The 14,538-nt window shown below is 57.8% G+C and carries 11 protein-coding genes and 1 tRNA gene; 5 read left to right on the top strand and 7 right to left on the bottom strand.

Translation table 11 applies throughout. From position 1 onward, the window contains the following. Positions 1 to 504: 504 nt before the first annotated feature. Both ABRP87_RS10325 and ABRP87_RS10330 read right to left on the bottom strand, forming a co-directional pair. Positions 505 to 580 (bottom strand) — tRNA-Val (locus tag ABRP87_RS10325). A 67-nt stretch (positions 581 to 647) separates the two neighbouring features. After that, positions 648 to 1,046 (bottom strand): DUF3052 domain-containing protein, encoded by a 399-nt coding sequence (locus ABRP87_RS10330; protein WP_349864326.1) that lies wholly within the window; start codon positions 1,044 to 1,046, stop codon positions 648 to 650. A 358-nt stretch (positions 1,047 to 1,404) separates the two neighbouring features. On the opposite strand from ABRP87_RS10330, the gene aceE reads away from it, so the two are divergent. The 3 genes from aceE to ABRP87_RS10345 all read left to right on the top strand — a co-directional run bounded on the left by aceE (position 1,405) and on the right by ABRP87_RS10345 (position 5,388). Then, positions 1,405 to 4,149: a pyruvate dehydrogenase (acetyl-transferring), homodimeric type gene (gene aceE, locus ABRP87_RS10335; protein ID WP_349868675.1), complete on the top strand. Its 2,745-nt coding sequence runs from the start codon at positions 1,405 to 1,407 to the stop codon at positions 4,147 to 4,149. Between the two features lie 154 nt (positions 4,150 to 4,303). Beyond that, a complete protein-coding gene (locus ABRP87_RS10340) occupies positions 4,304 to 4,603 on the top strand; it encodes an acyl carrier protein (protein WP_349868677.1) in 300 nt (99 codons plus the stop codon). Next, complete coding sequence (locus ABRP87_RS10345) at positions 4,600 to 5,388, top strand: HAD-IIA family hydrolase (protein ID WP_239269712.1); 789 nt, start codon at positions 4,600 to 4,602, stop codon at positions 5,386 to 5,388. The genes ABRP87_RS10340 and ABRP87_RS10345 overlap by 4 nt, the downstream gene beginning before the upstream one ends. A 78-nt stretch (positions 5,389 to 5,466) precedes the next feature. On the opposite strand, the gene ABRP87_RS10350 is transcribed toward ABRP87_RS10345, so the two are convergent. Beyond that, a complete protein-coding gene (locus ABRP87_RS10350) occupies positions 5,467 to 5,883 on the bottom strand; it encodes a hypothetical protein (RefSeq protein WP_349868680.1) in 417 nt (138 codons plus the stop codon). 804 nt (positions 5,884 to 6,687) lie between these two features. After that, a complete protein-coding gene (locus ABRP87_RS10355) occupies positions 6,688 to 7,482 on the bottom strand; it encodes a serine hydrolase domain-containing protein (RefSeq protein ID WP_349868682.1) in 795 nt (264 codons plus the stop codon). Positions 7,483 to 7,627: 145 nt separating this feature from the next. Here ABRP87_RS10355 and ABRP87_RS10360 point away from each other — a divergent pair, with 145 nt between their 5' ends. Next, positions 7,628 to 9,328 carry an alkaline phosphatase D family protein gene (locus ABRP87_RS10360; protein ID WP_349868684.1) on the top strand — a complete coding sequence of 567 codons (1,701 nt, stop codon included), beginning with the start codon at positions 7,628 to 7,630 and terminating at the stop codon, positions 9,326 to 9,328. Between the two features lie 125 nt (positions 9,329 to 9,453). Here ABRP87_RS10360 and ABRP87_RS10365 read toward each other — a convergent pair whose 3' ends face one another. Continuing rightward, on the bottom strand, positions 9,454 to 10,542 hold the full coding sequence (locus ABRP87_RS10365; protein WP_349868686.1) for an alkene reductase: 1,089 nt from the start codon (positions 10,540 to 10,542) through the stop codon (positions 9,454 to 9,456). Between the two features lie 155 nt (positions 10,543 to 10,697). On the opposite strand from ABRP87_RS10365, the gene ABRP87_RS10370 reads away from it, so the two are divergent. After that, entirely contained in the window at positions 10,698 to 11,285 is a 588-nt protein-coding gene (locus tag ABRP87_RS10370; RefSeq protein WP_349868688.1) for a hypothetical protein, read from the top strand. Between the two features lie 3 nt (positions 11,286 to 11,288). On the opposite strand, the gene ABRP87_RS10375 is transcribed toward ABRP87_RS10370, so the two are convergent. Together ABRP87_RS10375 and ABRP87_RS10380 are read right to left on the bottom strand one after the other, a co-directional pair. Next, positions 11,289 to 12,887: a mechanosensitive ion channel family protein gene (locus ABRP87_RS10375; protein WP_349868689.1), complete on the bottom strand. Its 1,599-nt coding sequence runs from the start codon at positions 12,885 to 12,887 to the stop codon at positions 11,289 to 11,291. A gap of 101 nt (positions 12,888 to 12,988) precedes the next feature. Continuing rightward, positions 12,989 to 14,044, bottom strand: coding sequence for a trimeric intracellular cation channel family protein (locus ABRP87_RS10380; protein WP_284869804.1), 1,056 nt, complete (start codon positions 14,042 to 14,044; stop codon positions 12,989 to 12,991). Positions 14,045 to 14,538: the final 494 nt, after the last annotated feature.

The following is a 14,538-nucleotide window of genomic DNA, read 5'->3' on the forward strand; positions in this document are numbered from 1 at the left end:
TTTCTGGCGTTGTTGACTCACAATGAACATCCTCTCCTACGGACACAAAATCCGCACTAATCGGGTGTCCACTAAACGAGGGTAACCTCACCATGCCGGGGCAGAGTTACGAATCCTGGGTAACCTCAAGCGGAACTGCTAACAACGTAATGGGGCAGAATCTGCTGGTCTCCGGTATGGGATGGCAGGTGTAGGTATGCCAGATTCCGGCCAAGGTAGTTAATCCTCGGCACCGTACGGCGTGTGTAAAAACTCTGGCGCGTCTCAAGCTAATTGACTGCGCGGGCGTACTCCTGGGGCTGGTCGTCCTCTGCTCCGGCCTTGCGGCTTAGGAACCCCAGCAGGCTGTTTACTCGGTTGCTTAGTCAGCCCCTCTAACGGTGCTCTCAACCCGCCGTTTAGACTGTAGAAGCCAGGTGTGCAGCCTTCCCCCGAAAACAAACCTTCGCACAACGAAAAAGCCTCGAGCCACCGTTCTAGGAACGATGTCTCGAGACTTGAAAATGGTGCGGCCTGAGGGGATCGAACCCCCGACCTATTGGGTGTAAACCAATTGCTCTTCCAGCTGAGCTAAAGCCGCATGCGCCCTTGCGCTGTTATGTACAGTAGCGCAGGATTGTGAAGCTACACAAATCAGCTGGTGAAGGCTATTTTTTGGTGTAACCGCGCGGTACCAGGCAGGAACCTTGCCACTCGCCCAAGCGCTCAGCTTTGGTCTGCACCAAGCCGGCTAGCTGCGCCGATTCGGAGATGAGACCAGGCTCGACGGTGCCAGGCTTGCCGGCACCTGGGGTCAGCAACCACACGGAGCCATTATCCGCGAGGGGGCGGCTGGCATCCACCAAACCGTCCACGAGGTCGCCGTCTTCCTCGCGCCACCAAAGAAGGACTACATCGCACAGCTCATCATTTTCCTCTTCGAGGAAATCCTCACCGAGTACGGCTTCGATAGATTCAGAGATTGTGGTATCACAATCCTCGTCCCAACCAAGCTCTAGAGCGATTTGCCCTTCCTTGATTCCGAGCTTGACTGCAGCGTCAGCCACTATGCATTTCCTTCCTTATTCGGTGAATTCTTGCTCACGCCCGGCCCGTGCTTGGCAGGGAGGGCGTGTGTTATTACATGTAGTTTAACGCCCCAGGGCGTCTTTTACTTGCTATAGCACCCCTTTCCCCCAATTTGCAGGCCCTTTTCTGCTCACACCGGCGTCTGTTTTGTGGGACAACTAGCGCCGTTTAGGGGCCTACTACCCACGTTTGCACGCTGGGTGAGAGAAGCAAACCGCAGGTTATAGGGGGTGCATCGGAAAGCGCCGCGATTTAGACAGCCTAGACTCCCACTCGCGATCTGGGAACGCGTATCGTAGGAGATAAACTCTGCAGACCCTTAACTAGGAGGTTTACATGGCCGAGAAGGACCCCGCCAAGGGCGATTCCAACTTCCCGCTTATCCGCGATGGTGTTGCATCGTACCTTCACGACAGCGACCCAGAAGAAACTCGCGAGTGGATGGATTCCCTCGATGGTCTGCTGGACCATTCTGACCAAGAGCGCGCGCGTTACCTGATGCTGCGCCTTCTGGAGCGCGCCACCGCCAAGCGCGTGGAGCTTCCCTCGTTGACGTCGACGGACTTCGTCAACACCATTCCCACCAACATGGAGCCGGAATTTCCTGGCGATGAAGAACTAGAAAAGCGCTACCGCCGCTGGATCCGCTGGAACGCTGCCATCATGGTGCACCGCGCGCAGCGCCCCGGCATCGGCGTCGGCGGCCACATCTCCACCTACGCGGGTGCCGCCCCGCTGTACGAAGTCGGTCTCAACCACTTCTTCAAGGGTAAGGACGATCCTTCAGGCGGCGACCAGGTCTTCTTCCAGGGCCACGCCTCCCCGGGCATGTACGCCCGCGCCTACATGGAAGGCCGCCTCTCTGAAGAAGACCTCGACGGCTTCCGCCAGGAAGTTTCCCTCGGTGAAGGCAAGGGTCTGCCCTCCTACCCACACCCGCGCCTGATGCCATGGTTCTGGGAGTTCCCCACCGTGTCCATGGGCATTGGCCCGATGAACGCCATTTACCAGGCACGCTTTAATAAGTACCTGGAAACCCGCGGCATCAAGGACACCTCCAAGCAGCACGTGTGGGCTTTCTTGGGCGATGGCGAGATGGACGAGCCAGAATCCCGCGGCCTGCTGCAAACCGCTGCGCTGTACGAGCTGGATAACCTCACCTTCGTGATTAACTGCAACCTGCAGCGCCTCGACGGCCCAGTGCGCGGTAATACCCAGATCATCCAGGAGCTGGAGTCCTTCTTCCGCGGTGCCGGCTGGGACGTCATCAAGGTCATTTGGGGCCGCGGCTGGGACAAGCTGCTGGACAAGGACACCGAAGGTGCCCTCGTCAACGTCATGAATACCACCTCTGACGGTGACTACCAGACCTTCAAGGCTAACGACGGCGCTTATGTGCGCGAGCACTTCTTCGGCCGCGATGAGCGCACCGCAAAGCTGGTAGAAGACCTCTCCGATGAGGAAATCTGGGCGCTGCGCCGCGGCGGCCACGACTACCGCAAGGTCTACGCAGCGTATACCCGCGCCCTGGAGAACAAGGGCTCCGGCAAGCCGACCGTCATCTTGGCCCACACCATTAAGGGCTACGGCTTGGGCCACAACTTCGAGGGCCGCAACGCTACCCACCAGATGAAGAAGCTGACGCTGGAGGATCTCAAGAACTTCCGCGATAAGCAGGAGATCCCCTTCTCTGATGAAGAGCTGGAAAAGGATCCTTACCTGCCGCCGTACTACCACCCGGGCAAGGATTCCCCGGAGATCAAGTACATGCTGGAGCGCCGTAAAGAACTCGGCGGCTTCCTGCCTGAGCGCCGTGCGGACTTCACCCCATTGGAAGCACCTTCCTTGGACAAGCTGCGCTCCGTGCGCAAGGGCTCCGGCAAGCAAGAAGTCGCTACCACCATGGCCTTGGTGCGCACCTTCAAGGAGGTCATGCGCAATAAGGAACTGGGCAAGCGCGTCGTGCCCATCATCCCGGATGAGGCTCGTACCTTCGGTATGGACTCCTGGTTCCCCACCATGAAGATCTGGAACCCACGCGGCCAGAACTACGTGCCGGTGGACCACGACCTGATGTTGTCCTACCGCGAGGCCACCGATGGCCAAATCATGCACGAGGGCATTTCTGAGGCCGGTGCGGCAGCATCCTTTACCGCCGCCGCTACCTCGTATGCCACCCAGGGCGAGGCCATGATCCCGCTGTACATCTTCTACTCGATGTTCGGCTTCCAGCGCACTGGCGATGCCTTCTGGGCCGCCGGCGACCAGATGGGTCGCGGCTTCATCATCGGCGCTACCGCCGGCCGCACCACCCTGACCGGTGAGGGCCTGCAGCACATGGATGGCCACTCCCCTGTCTTGGCAGCCACCAACCCGGCGGTCATTTCTTATGACCCAGCCTTCGGTTTCGAGGTTGCTCACTTGGTAGCGCGCGGTATCGAGCGCATGTACGGCGAAGACAACGAGCCGGTCATGTACTACCTCACCGTGTACAACGAGCCGGTCCACCAGCCGGCCGAGCCGGAGAACTTGGACGTGGAGGGCCTGCACAAGGGCATCTACCACTTCAATACCGCCGAGAATGGCTCCACCCCGGCCAATATCCTGGCTTCGGGCGTCGGCGTGCACGAAGCTCTTCGCGCACAGGAGATGCTGGCTGAGGATTACGATGTCAAGGCATCGCTGTTCTCCGTGACCTCCTGGAATGAGCTGGCCCGCGACGGTGCCCGCCGCAACAAGGAAGCGCTGCGCAAGGGCGAAGAGCCCTCCGAGGCATTTGCTACCTCCCAGCTCAAGGACTTCGAGGGCCCATTCGTTGGTGTCTCGGACTTCACCACCGAGCTGCAGGAGCAGATTCGCCCCTACGTCCCAGGTACCTACATCACCTTGGGCACAGACGGCTTCGGCTTCTCCGATACACGCGAGGGTGCCCGCCGCTTCTTCAACAACGATGCGGAATCCATCGTCGTCGCTGTGCTCGATGGCCTTGCCCGCGATGGCAAGATTGAGCGCTCCGTCGTAGAAAAGGCGGCCTCCGAGCTGAAGTTGGATGATCCAACTGCACCTAATAGCGGCGAGTAATATCGCCCGCACCTCCACAATGGAGATGTAGCTCAGGCGCTTCCGGCTTAATGCTGGAAGCGCCTAAATTATTTTTCGCCCAATCCCCCCTAACCAGTACCGCGTGAGCCTATTTCTCCTATGTCACGCACCAATCGCTACTACACTGGTCACTATGGCAAATGACCTCAGTGCCCAATTGCAGGCAAAGTTTCAGGGTTCTGACCCGGATAAGGACCACGACCCAGATCGGGATACGCTGGGCGAGCTCATCGCCCTCATCGTCAAAGTCACCGGAACCGAGGCCGAACTTGGCAGGGACACCGCGCTTTCCGATGTCGGCGTGGACTCCCTCGAGCTTATAGAGCTCACCGTGCGTGCAGAAGAGCTCTTTAAGGTGCGACTTACTGAGGAAACAATGCTTAACTGCGAGACCATCGGCGATATCGCTGACTATTTGGAGGACCACCAATGATTTCTTACCTATCCGATATGGACGGCGTACTCATCAAGGAAGGAGAAATGATCCCCGGCGCCGATAAATTCATTCAAACGCTGAAAGATAACGACATTGAGTACATGGTGCTCACCAATAATTCCATGTCCACCCCGCGCGACTTGGCGGCACGGCTGCGCAATACCGGACTGGATATTCCGGCCGAGCGTATCTGGACCTCCGCCACGGCGACGGCAAACTTCTTGGCCACCCAGGCCAGCTCCAGCAAGGCCTACGTCGTGGGAGAGTCCGGTCTGACTACTGCGCTACACGAGGCCGGTTGGATCCTCACCAACGATGACGCCGATTTTGTGGTCCTTGGTGAAACCCGCACCTACTCCTTTGAGGCGATTACCACCGCTATCAACCTCATCCGTAATGGCGCCCGTTTCATCGCCACGAACCCAGACGTTACGGGTCCTGCTCCCGAGGGCGTGCTCCCAGCAACCGGCGCGGTGGCCGCATTGATCACCGCCGCTACCCACCGCGAGCCCTACTACGTGGGAAAGCCCAACCCTGTCATGATGCGCTCAGCGCTCAACCACATCGGCGCTCACTCTGAAAACACCATCATGATTGGTGATCGCATGGATACCGATGTCAAGGCGGGCCTAGAGGCCGGCATGCGCTCCATATTGGTGCGCTCCGGCATTTCCGATGACCGCGAAATCTCCCGCTATCCTTACCGCCCAACCGCCGTGTTTAAGTCGGTTGCAGATATTCCCGATAAGATCATGGATCCCTTCGCCGACGAGGAATCCTAAAACGGAGCCCTGCTGCGCGACCAACCTCGTGCGGCGGGGCTCAATTTGGCCGCGCTCGCGCCGATTCGCTCGTGCGTCTTAGCTAAAACGCACGGTGGCGCTAAAGCCATAGCGCTGCGCAAGGTAGCACACCGCGCTCTCAAGCGCGGCAAGCTCCACCTCGGTTCCGGTAAGCACCTGGTGGCAGCCAATGCCGATGCCAGAATCCATTCCAGAACCCGTCGCCTCACCGCGCACGAGCGCCTCCATAGAGATCTCGTCGCGGTACCACCGAGTACACCACTGGGCGGTCAGCGGGTCAACGCCTGGGACGATGAACTCCGATTCGGTGCGAATGCACCGATCCATGGCGCGTTCTACCTCTGGGCGCAACGCACGCGGCATCCCAGAAATTTTCAGCACACCAGTGACCACGACGGCCGCACCATTGCGGCTGGGCCACGTGTAGTTGGAGGCCGGTTGATCAACCGGCACTGGATTGACGCAAGTATTCATAGCCGATATCTCCCTCGACAAATCACCACTGCTATCCACACGCGTGACGTGCGGCGCAGTGCAAGACGAGCTTCGTCTTCCCCAACGAACTGTCTTTTGCGTCTGCACCCAATTTTCCTGCGCCACACCACCCTCTACAACCCTCAACTTTCACTTCAACCCCCAAGATCTAAACCTCAACATAAAGTCCAGACTGTGATTAAAGTGACTAAAGACATTGAAGTTACAACAGTGAAATTTGTGGGATTTGCCCCTTGAACCGCTTTCCCTAAAACAACGTCCCGGTACGAGTCGCTCACAAGGCAGTTAGCAGCGGAAACACTTGCCCAATAGCGCTCACCCCCTAGGGTCTCGGCCGAAAACTACCCCAGTCCCCCTAGGGGCTAAGCTCTCCAAAAAGTCCCAAGTGGTAAACCCACGGCGGGGGTAGCCAGGCGCCAACCCCACTCTCATCCCCTGATTTGAAAAAGAGACGCACGCCCCATCAGTAGAGCGGTCGATATTCATTTATTTTGTGTTAAGAAACAGTGTGACACGATCCACGCACTCTGCTTATACTGAGATAAATTCAAACAATCCGGTTTGAATTCTCCCTACCGAAAGGAACCCCCTATGTTTGATCTTTCTTCTGCTCTCGGATTCCAGATTCTCTCCCTCGTTGACGGCATCTTCACCCAGTTCGCCATGTTCCTCGAAGGCCTCGGCCTGCAGGTGTTCTAAAAAGAGCAGCTTTAAGCTCCCCACTCCACTGGAATGGGGAGCTTTTTTCGTTTTCCTATTAAGGAAAATCTGCGACGGAGCTCCTTACAGCGCCTCCCAGATCTTTGTATTGGTTTCATTCCACAGTGGCTTTGCCCAATCACCAAAATCTCGGTCTGTCAATGCCACCATGGCGTAGTCGCCGGCCAGCCAGAGGTAGGTTCCGGACATGCCGAAGTGCCCGGTGGCATCGGCAGGCAGGGCTCCCATCCAGTGGTCTTTCTCACCGCGGATCTCAAATCCAAGCCCCCAGGTGCAATCCTTAAAGCTCCCGTAACCGGGTACGATGCCGCGCAAACCAGGAAAGTGAACGCGGCGCATATCGGCCACGGTACTGGGGTGCAGGAGCTGCGGGTCGTGGACCTCGGCAGCAAATGCAGCGAGATCCTCCACGGTAGAAACCAAGCCGTGCCCTGCCGAGTCCTCTAAGCGGGTAGAGGACATTCCAAGCGGCTCGCACACGCCTTCGCGCAGGTACTCTGCAAATTCGATGCCGGTGGCACCTTCAACGATCTCTGCAGCCCACTCATAACCGGCAGAGGAATAGATGCGCCGCTCGCCCACTGGTTTTTGTTGTTCACGCGAATCGAACTTCACACCCGAGGCGTGCGCGAGCAGATGCTCGAGGGTCGAACCCTCCGGACCAGCGGGCTGCTTCAAATCCACCGCGCCTTCCTCCACGGCCATCATCACCGCGTACGCCGATACCAGCTTGGTAACGGAGGCAACCGGAAATTGGCGCGAAGTATCGCCTACCTTGTCTATCACCTCACCGCTGTGGATCAATGCTCCGGCCACGGTATCTACGGGCCATTGATTTATCTGCTGCAACTCGCTCATATCTTCCAGCCTACTGTGCTCTAGACCTCTGAATAAGGCGTGCCGATCGGTGCGGAGGTAAACCCGTGGTTACTGATAAAGGAATTTCTGGTGTAATGCGGCCTGAGCGGTTGCAGGCCCTTTCAATCTTAGAAAACTTATGAATATGACTAGCAGAAACCACAGCATGCAATCAGAGATGTCTCATGTCAACCGCCGCAAATTCCTCCAAACCAGCGGCACAGTCGGCGCCGCCTTGGCGCTGACCACAACTGCCAGCACGGCTAACGCCAGCACTGCTCATGCACAAAGCAGCCTCTCCTCGCGCCCAGAACCACACATGGTAGAGCCCACGCTCGGTGAACGCCCCTTCCTGCACGGGGTAGCCTCCGGAGATCCCATTCCAGATTCTGTTGTCTTGTGGACGCGCGTGACCCCAGATGCAGATGCGATGCCTGGCTCCGGTGCAGGCGCGCCTACCACCGTGGAATGGGAGATTGCGCGGGATGAGGAGTTTAGGGACATCGTCAAGCGCGGCGAAGTCACCACCGATCCCGCACAAGATCACACGGTCCACGTGGATCCTCACGGCCTCGAACCAGAATCCGTGTATTACTTCCGCTTTCGTGCCCAAGATAAAATCTCCCCCGTAGGCCGCACCAAAACCGCACCAGCGGTTACTGCATCCCCAGAAGAACTAACCTTCGGTGTAGCCAGCTGTGCCAACTGGGAGTCCGGTTTCTTTCAAGCCTATGGCGATATCGCTCAGCGCGGACGAGCCGGGCAACTAGATTATATGGTTTTTCTGGGAGACTATATTTACGAATACCCACAGCGCGAGTACGCCGGTTTCGGTCCAGTACGCCTGCACCACCCCGCGCACGAGATTACGACACTGGAAGATTATCGCACGCGCCTCGGCCGCTACCGCACCGATGAAAATCTCCAAGCAGCACATGCTGCCCTGCCGTGGATCGCGGTCTGGGACGACCACGAAACCGCAGACAATTCTTGGAGGGACGGCGCCCATAACCACACGGAGGGAAAGGAAGGCGCTTGGATCGATCGCCGCAATGCCGCGATGCAGGCCTACTTTGAATGGATGCCGGTACGGGCAAGCAATCCATCCGATAATGGCCATCTCTACCGGTGTTTGACCTTTGGCGATCTCGTGGAACTGACCATGATGGATCTGCGCACATACCGCGATAAGCAAATTCTCTTTGGCCCTGCCAGGATGGCCGCCGAGGGGCGAAGCATGCTCGGTTCGGAGCAGTACGACTGGCTGGTCAACAAGATCGACACCTCCGCCGCCGCGTGGAATATGCTGGGCAACTCCGTCATGTTCTCCCCCATGAACCTGGCTACCCTGCAGCGCGACGACAAGCTAGCACACGTATCGTCCTCACTGTCATCCAATATCACCGGCATTCCCGTCAACGGCGACCAATGGGATGGCTATTCGGCAGAACGCCGGATGCTTATCGATGCCCTTGCCAAGCACGACTCCCACGCCCTCTTTGTTACCGGGGATATTCACTCCGAATGGGCACACAATATCAGCAAGGATGGGCGCATCTTCGGAGCCGAAATGGTGTGCTCATCTATCTCCGCCCCCAATGTCAACGAACAGCTCCACCTTCCCGAGGACAACGGGCTTTCCACGTTGGCAGAGCGCTACCTTTTGGAGGCAAACCCCCATACACGCCACGTAAACCTCGATCACCACGGATATAGCTATGTCACCATCCGCCCGGATTCTGCGGAAATGCACTGGCTGCGCGTTGAGGACCTGCTCAACCCCACCGCAGCAGTAAACGAAGCCATTACGCTGACATGGCGCCCGGATGAGGGATTTAGTTCTTAATTTTTAGCGAGGAGTTGTTAACGCTCGCTGGGTGCACGTTCGATATAGAGAGTGAAAGATCCTCTCTGGGATATTTCACTCTCTATCACTCGCGCTCTCTTCCCCTACCTGCCGCGGACTACGCGTTAGTCCGCGGCAGTTTCATAATCAATGTAGCCGCGCTCGCCGCCGACGTAGAACGTGGCCTGATCTGGCTCATTAAGGGCCAGGCCTTCTTCCCACCGGCGTACCAAGTCCGGGTTAGCAATGAGCTGACGGCCCACTACAACGGCATCCACGTGGTCCAATTCCAGCTCGCGCTCGGCATCTTCCTTGGTGGTGACAGTGCCGAAACCATCATTCATCAAGACCTTGGTTTCGCCATTGGCACGGGCCTTCTTTGCCAAGGCCGAGATGAGCTCGCCTTCCGGCTCGGCGTGCAGGAAGGAGACATAAGCCAGGTTCAGCGGGGCAATGGCGTCCAAAAGTCCGCCGTAGGTGGCCAACATATCCGCCTCGTCATCTTCAACAATGCCTTGTACAACGTGGGCCGGGGAGAAACGCACGCCCACGCGGTCAGCACCAATTTCATCTACGACAGCACGAATGACCATCTCTGGCAGGCGCCACCGGTTTTCAGGGCTGCCACCAAATTCATCGCCGCGCTGGTTGGCAGACGGTGCCATGAATTCGTGCAGCAGGTAGCCATTCGCGTTGTGGATCTCTACACCATCAACGCCCGCGTCGACGGCGCGGCGTGCGGCAGCGCGGAATTCCTCAACGATGCGCGGGAGCTCATCAGCCTCTAGTGCGCGCGGCACCGGCGCATCCATCTTGCCGGCGGAGCCGCGAACCTGGCCGTCCCAATCCAACGCGCTTGGGGCCTCTGCCTGGGCGCCATCAATGAGATCTGGGTGGCTGGTACGGCCGCCGTGCATGATCTGCATGAACAGCACGCCGCCCTTGTCATGTACCTCATTGGCTACCTCGCGCCAACCGGCGGCTTGCTCGTCATCGACGATGCCCGCCTGGCCCGGGAACGCGCGGTTGGTCCATGCGGGGAAGGTTCCCTCCGTCACCACGAGACCGGCGCTAGCGCGCTGGGAATAGTACTTTTTGTGTAGCTCGCTGGGGACACCGCTGTGACCTGCACGCTGACGAGTCAGCGGTGCCATGGTCACGCGGTTATTCAACGTATAACGGCCAAGTTCCAAAGGTGTAAATAATGATGTCATGTCTACTGAAACAGCCCGGGTATCAAATTTGTTCCACCCTGTGGCCTACTTTCTATAAATCCACAGCTAGATGCTGGTTTAAATGCTAAAGTTTTCACCGTTCACACCGCCGATTTTTACCCGTTCTTATGATGTTGAAACGCCACACTTCCTTAATGCTTGCCGCCTTGTCCCTTACCATGCTGAGCGCCTGCGGTACCTCCGATGATTCCGATTCTGCCGAACCCGAACCTGCTTTTGTGCCCAGCGAGGCTTCCACGGCCCCTACGACCGTGACGGAAACCCTGGAGAATACTCCAGACTCCACCGCGGAAAAAGGCGATGAAGAAGGCGCCGAGCATGGCGATGTCGGCTCGAATGATGACGCTCCCCCAGCTGGAAATCACACGATTTACGCTGGGAAAATTGGCGGCCACTGCGGATATACCGACCAGGGAGACACCATCGAAGCCGGCGAACATACATCCTGCGAATTTACCGGTGCTATTTTCGATGAAGCGATCAAGCACTCCTATCCATTCCGGCAGTCCGATCCCAAGGCCAACGGCGCGTATAGCACCAAGATTTCCGTCGCCAGCCCCACCACCGGTAAGACCTATGACCTTTACTGTTTTATCGGATCAGATGGTCGCGCACTCATATGTGGAAAAGATGGCGACAATACCTTAAGAGTCACCTACCAAGACGAGAAGAACGATCGCCGTTGGCCCGACCGCCTCGAGGTATACGGCGGCTTGCACTAGCGTCTAGTGGGGTTCTGAAGGAATCGCGGTCTGCTGGCTATTTGCCGCGCCGCTATTTCCGTCTGCATCCGAGGCTCCATCTCCATTCCCTTGGCCATCGCCAGAATCGCCGTTCGAGTCAGCGGGTCCATCCTGATTGCTGCCGTGCCCATCCCCGGAATCAGGAGTGGAATTGGGGTCCTGGCTGGGGTAGCTAGGAACGGTCGGCGTATTGGTGGTCGTCCGTGTTGAATCAGCATCCGTCGGCTCAGTTGGGGTGCCGGTAGTAGGGGGGTCTTCCGAAGGCACAGTCTCTTCAGATTCCGTTGGTTGCTCGGAGGAAGATTGCGTATCGCGATCCTTCCAATAGTCCGGCGACAACCAGCCAGCTTCCCCTTCCTCTGGGTTGCTTGCCGCGAGGATGAGCAGGCCGACGACGAGGAGGGCCGCCACGAGGCCTGTGGTGGAGGCACGCACGCGCCCGCCGATGGTAGCGAGCTTCTGGAATTGGGTATTGGTCTGAATCGTGCGCCAGATCTTTCGGCGTGATTTATCATCGTCGTCTGCGGCGTCTTCGCCCGCTTCATCCGTGACTGCTTGTTCATCGACCTTGGTCTGAGCAAGCTCGACTTCCTCTGGGGCCAGTTCCTCTTCCACCGTGGGGTCATCCACTGGCGTATTGGGGCGGGAGCCTTCCCCGGCATCCAAGGCGTCTTTGGCAGACTGCGCCGCGGCATGCTTTGGGCTCTCCGGCTTCTTCTTTTTCTGTTCCTGCAGCTCATCAAAATCGATGGCGGAACCGTAGTGGTCCCAGAATTCCGAAAGCAACGCCGAGCGGATAGCGCGCTCCACGGACCACTGGCGGGCGGGATTAACCGTCACCATGATGCGGTAGCCCACCTGCCACGGCTGGCCGGCAACCTGCGGGCTGACCAATTGCGTGGCGGGAAGAACCGTGAGCTCGCCGGCCACATCGACAGAGATCTCTGGGGCTTCAATAGCGTGCTCCGAAATCTCTTTGACGCGGCTCGTAATCTCCGGCAAGGATTCGCCCTCGTGCACCGGGACGTTGATATTGACCACCGCGCGGGACCATTCCTTGGAATAGTTGGTCACCACGCCCGCGGAACTATTGGGGATGGTCACCAGCTCACCAGTTGGGGTGCGCACCTTCGTGGTGCGCAGGGTCAGCGTCACCACATCGCCTTCCACCCCAGGAATGCCGGCAAAGGAGACATAGTCACCCACGCCGAATTGCTTTTCCGTCAGGATGAAAAATCCGGAGAGGAAATCCGAAATCACGGACTGGGCACCAAAACCAACCGCGGCAGAAACTATCGTCGCAGGCACCGCAGCACCCAGCGCCGGAACGCCGAGATTGGTCAGTGCGGCCGCGACCAATAGGAAGTACGCAACCGCTTGGACGATGTAGACCAATGCTCCGGTCAGTGCCAGCCGCGCCTTCGTGGATTCTTCTTGCTCATCCAAATTATGTTCGATGATCCGGATGGCTAGGCGCCCCATGCGGGGCAAAAGAATGCCGATTATCACGAATGCGATGAGCGGCAAGCCATGGTCAACGATGAGGCCCCACAGCTCAAAAAAGAAATACCTCAGGTTCATGGTTCTAGGATATGGCACCTAGCTGAAAAATTGATGCCAGTTTTCTGCCAGAAATCCAGACCCGGAATTTAGGGGGCATCGGCAAGCAGCTGCTTAGAAACCTAGTCGCGCGATTGATAACGGTCCATCAGGCGATCAATCAACTCATCGGTAAGTTTGTCATCTTCCAGAATCGTATCGAGCAGCCGCTGGGATTCCTCGCTGGAGGTCTGCTCCTCCGCCTCATAGGAATCGCCGCTAAAGTCCACTCCAAAATCCATGTCCTCGGACTCAGCTGAGACACTACTCAACTGGTCGACATCAGATTCGAAGGACTGCAAAAACTCGCTGGCCTCCTCCGCCGCATCCTGGCGGCGCTTGCCGGAACGCACTTGCTTTTCGATGCGCCGCTGCAGCGCCTCTTCCATCTGCCGGTGGCGCCAAGAGCGCACGCGGTGCGGCTCCAGCTTGCGCCCGACCGCGCGGCTTTTATTCTCGGCCTTTTTCGCCAGCGCCTTAACCTGCGCAGCCGTATCATTTATCGGCGCCCACTCCTGGTTCGCGGGCACGCGCCACCCAGCCCAAATGCCCAGCAGCGCCAAGAAAATAGACACCAATGGCCCCACGATCATGCCGACGGCCAACATATCGAAGTGGTTTCCCACCAGCACGATCACAGCACAGGCGATGGCCGGAATCACCGTGGGCTGATTATCGCCAAAGACCGCGGGCTCGCGCCCCATAGCAATATCGCGAATCATGGAACCGCCAGTAGCGGTAAACACGCCCATCATGATGCACGGAATCGGCGGAAGCCCATAGGTAATGGCTTTCACCGCGCCAGTGCCGGCCCACAGGCCAGAAACGACGGCATCACCATGCGCCTGGATATAATCCCAGGTCTTGCCCTTGAAATAGACAAAGCGCGCGATCAACGCGCCAGTAAACGCCAGGTACAGGTACTCCGGCTCGCTCATCGCCGCTACCGTGCCGCGATTGATAAGCACGTCGCGCACCATGCCCCCGCCTAGGGAAGAAAACATCGCGATGAAGAAAAACCCGATGATGTCGTATCCGCGTTTGCGCGCAATGGTGCCGCCGATAATTCCCATCAGCAATACACCGCTGACATCGGACCAGCGATAGAGGGACTCAATGAGCGGATCTACTTCTGTCATGCCGTTTATTAGACTGCACTACTCACCCGCGCGCAATTCGCCTGCCCACATTCGCTGCGGTGCTACACTCTTCCTGTTCTACTGCCCTCCTACCTCTCCCTACATTCCGCATGAAAAAGATTCTCGCGCTCTTGCTGCTTGGGGCTCGTCCCCCTCGCAGAAAGCAGAGGAGGACGAGGACTCCTCACTCACTGCGCAGGTCGGCGGCAAATGCAGCATTCGCGAGAACGCACAAATCATCGCCGACGATGCCAGAGACTGCGCCTTGCCCCGAACATTTATAAGCACGCGATGGATGCCACGTACAGGTTCGAAACCCCGATGCGTCCCTTGCAGATACCCCGAAAACACAACTATTAGCACCCTCACCGAGTTGACCGCCCAGCCGATTTTCTCCGAGCGCGTGCACACCGAATATGGCCTAAACGACAGGATGTGTTGGTGAAGTTATATGTTTAGCCGGTCTGGCGTGCTGGTATTAGGATTATTTCACT

This window comes from Corynebacterium sp. KPL2830, assembly GCF_040225635.1.
Classification (GTDB): domain Bacteria; phylum Actinomycetota; class Actinomycetes; order Mycobacteriales; family Mycobacteriaceae; genus Corynebacterium.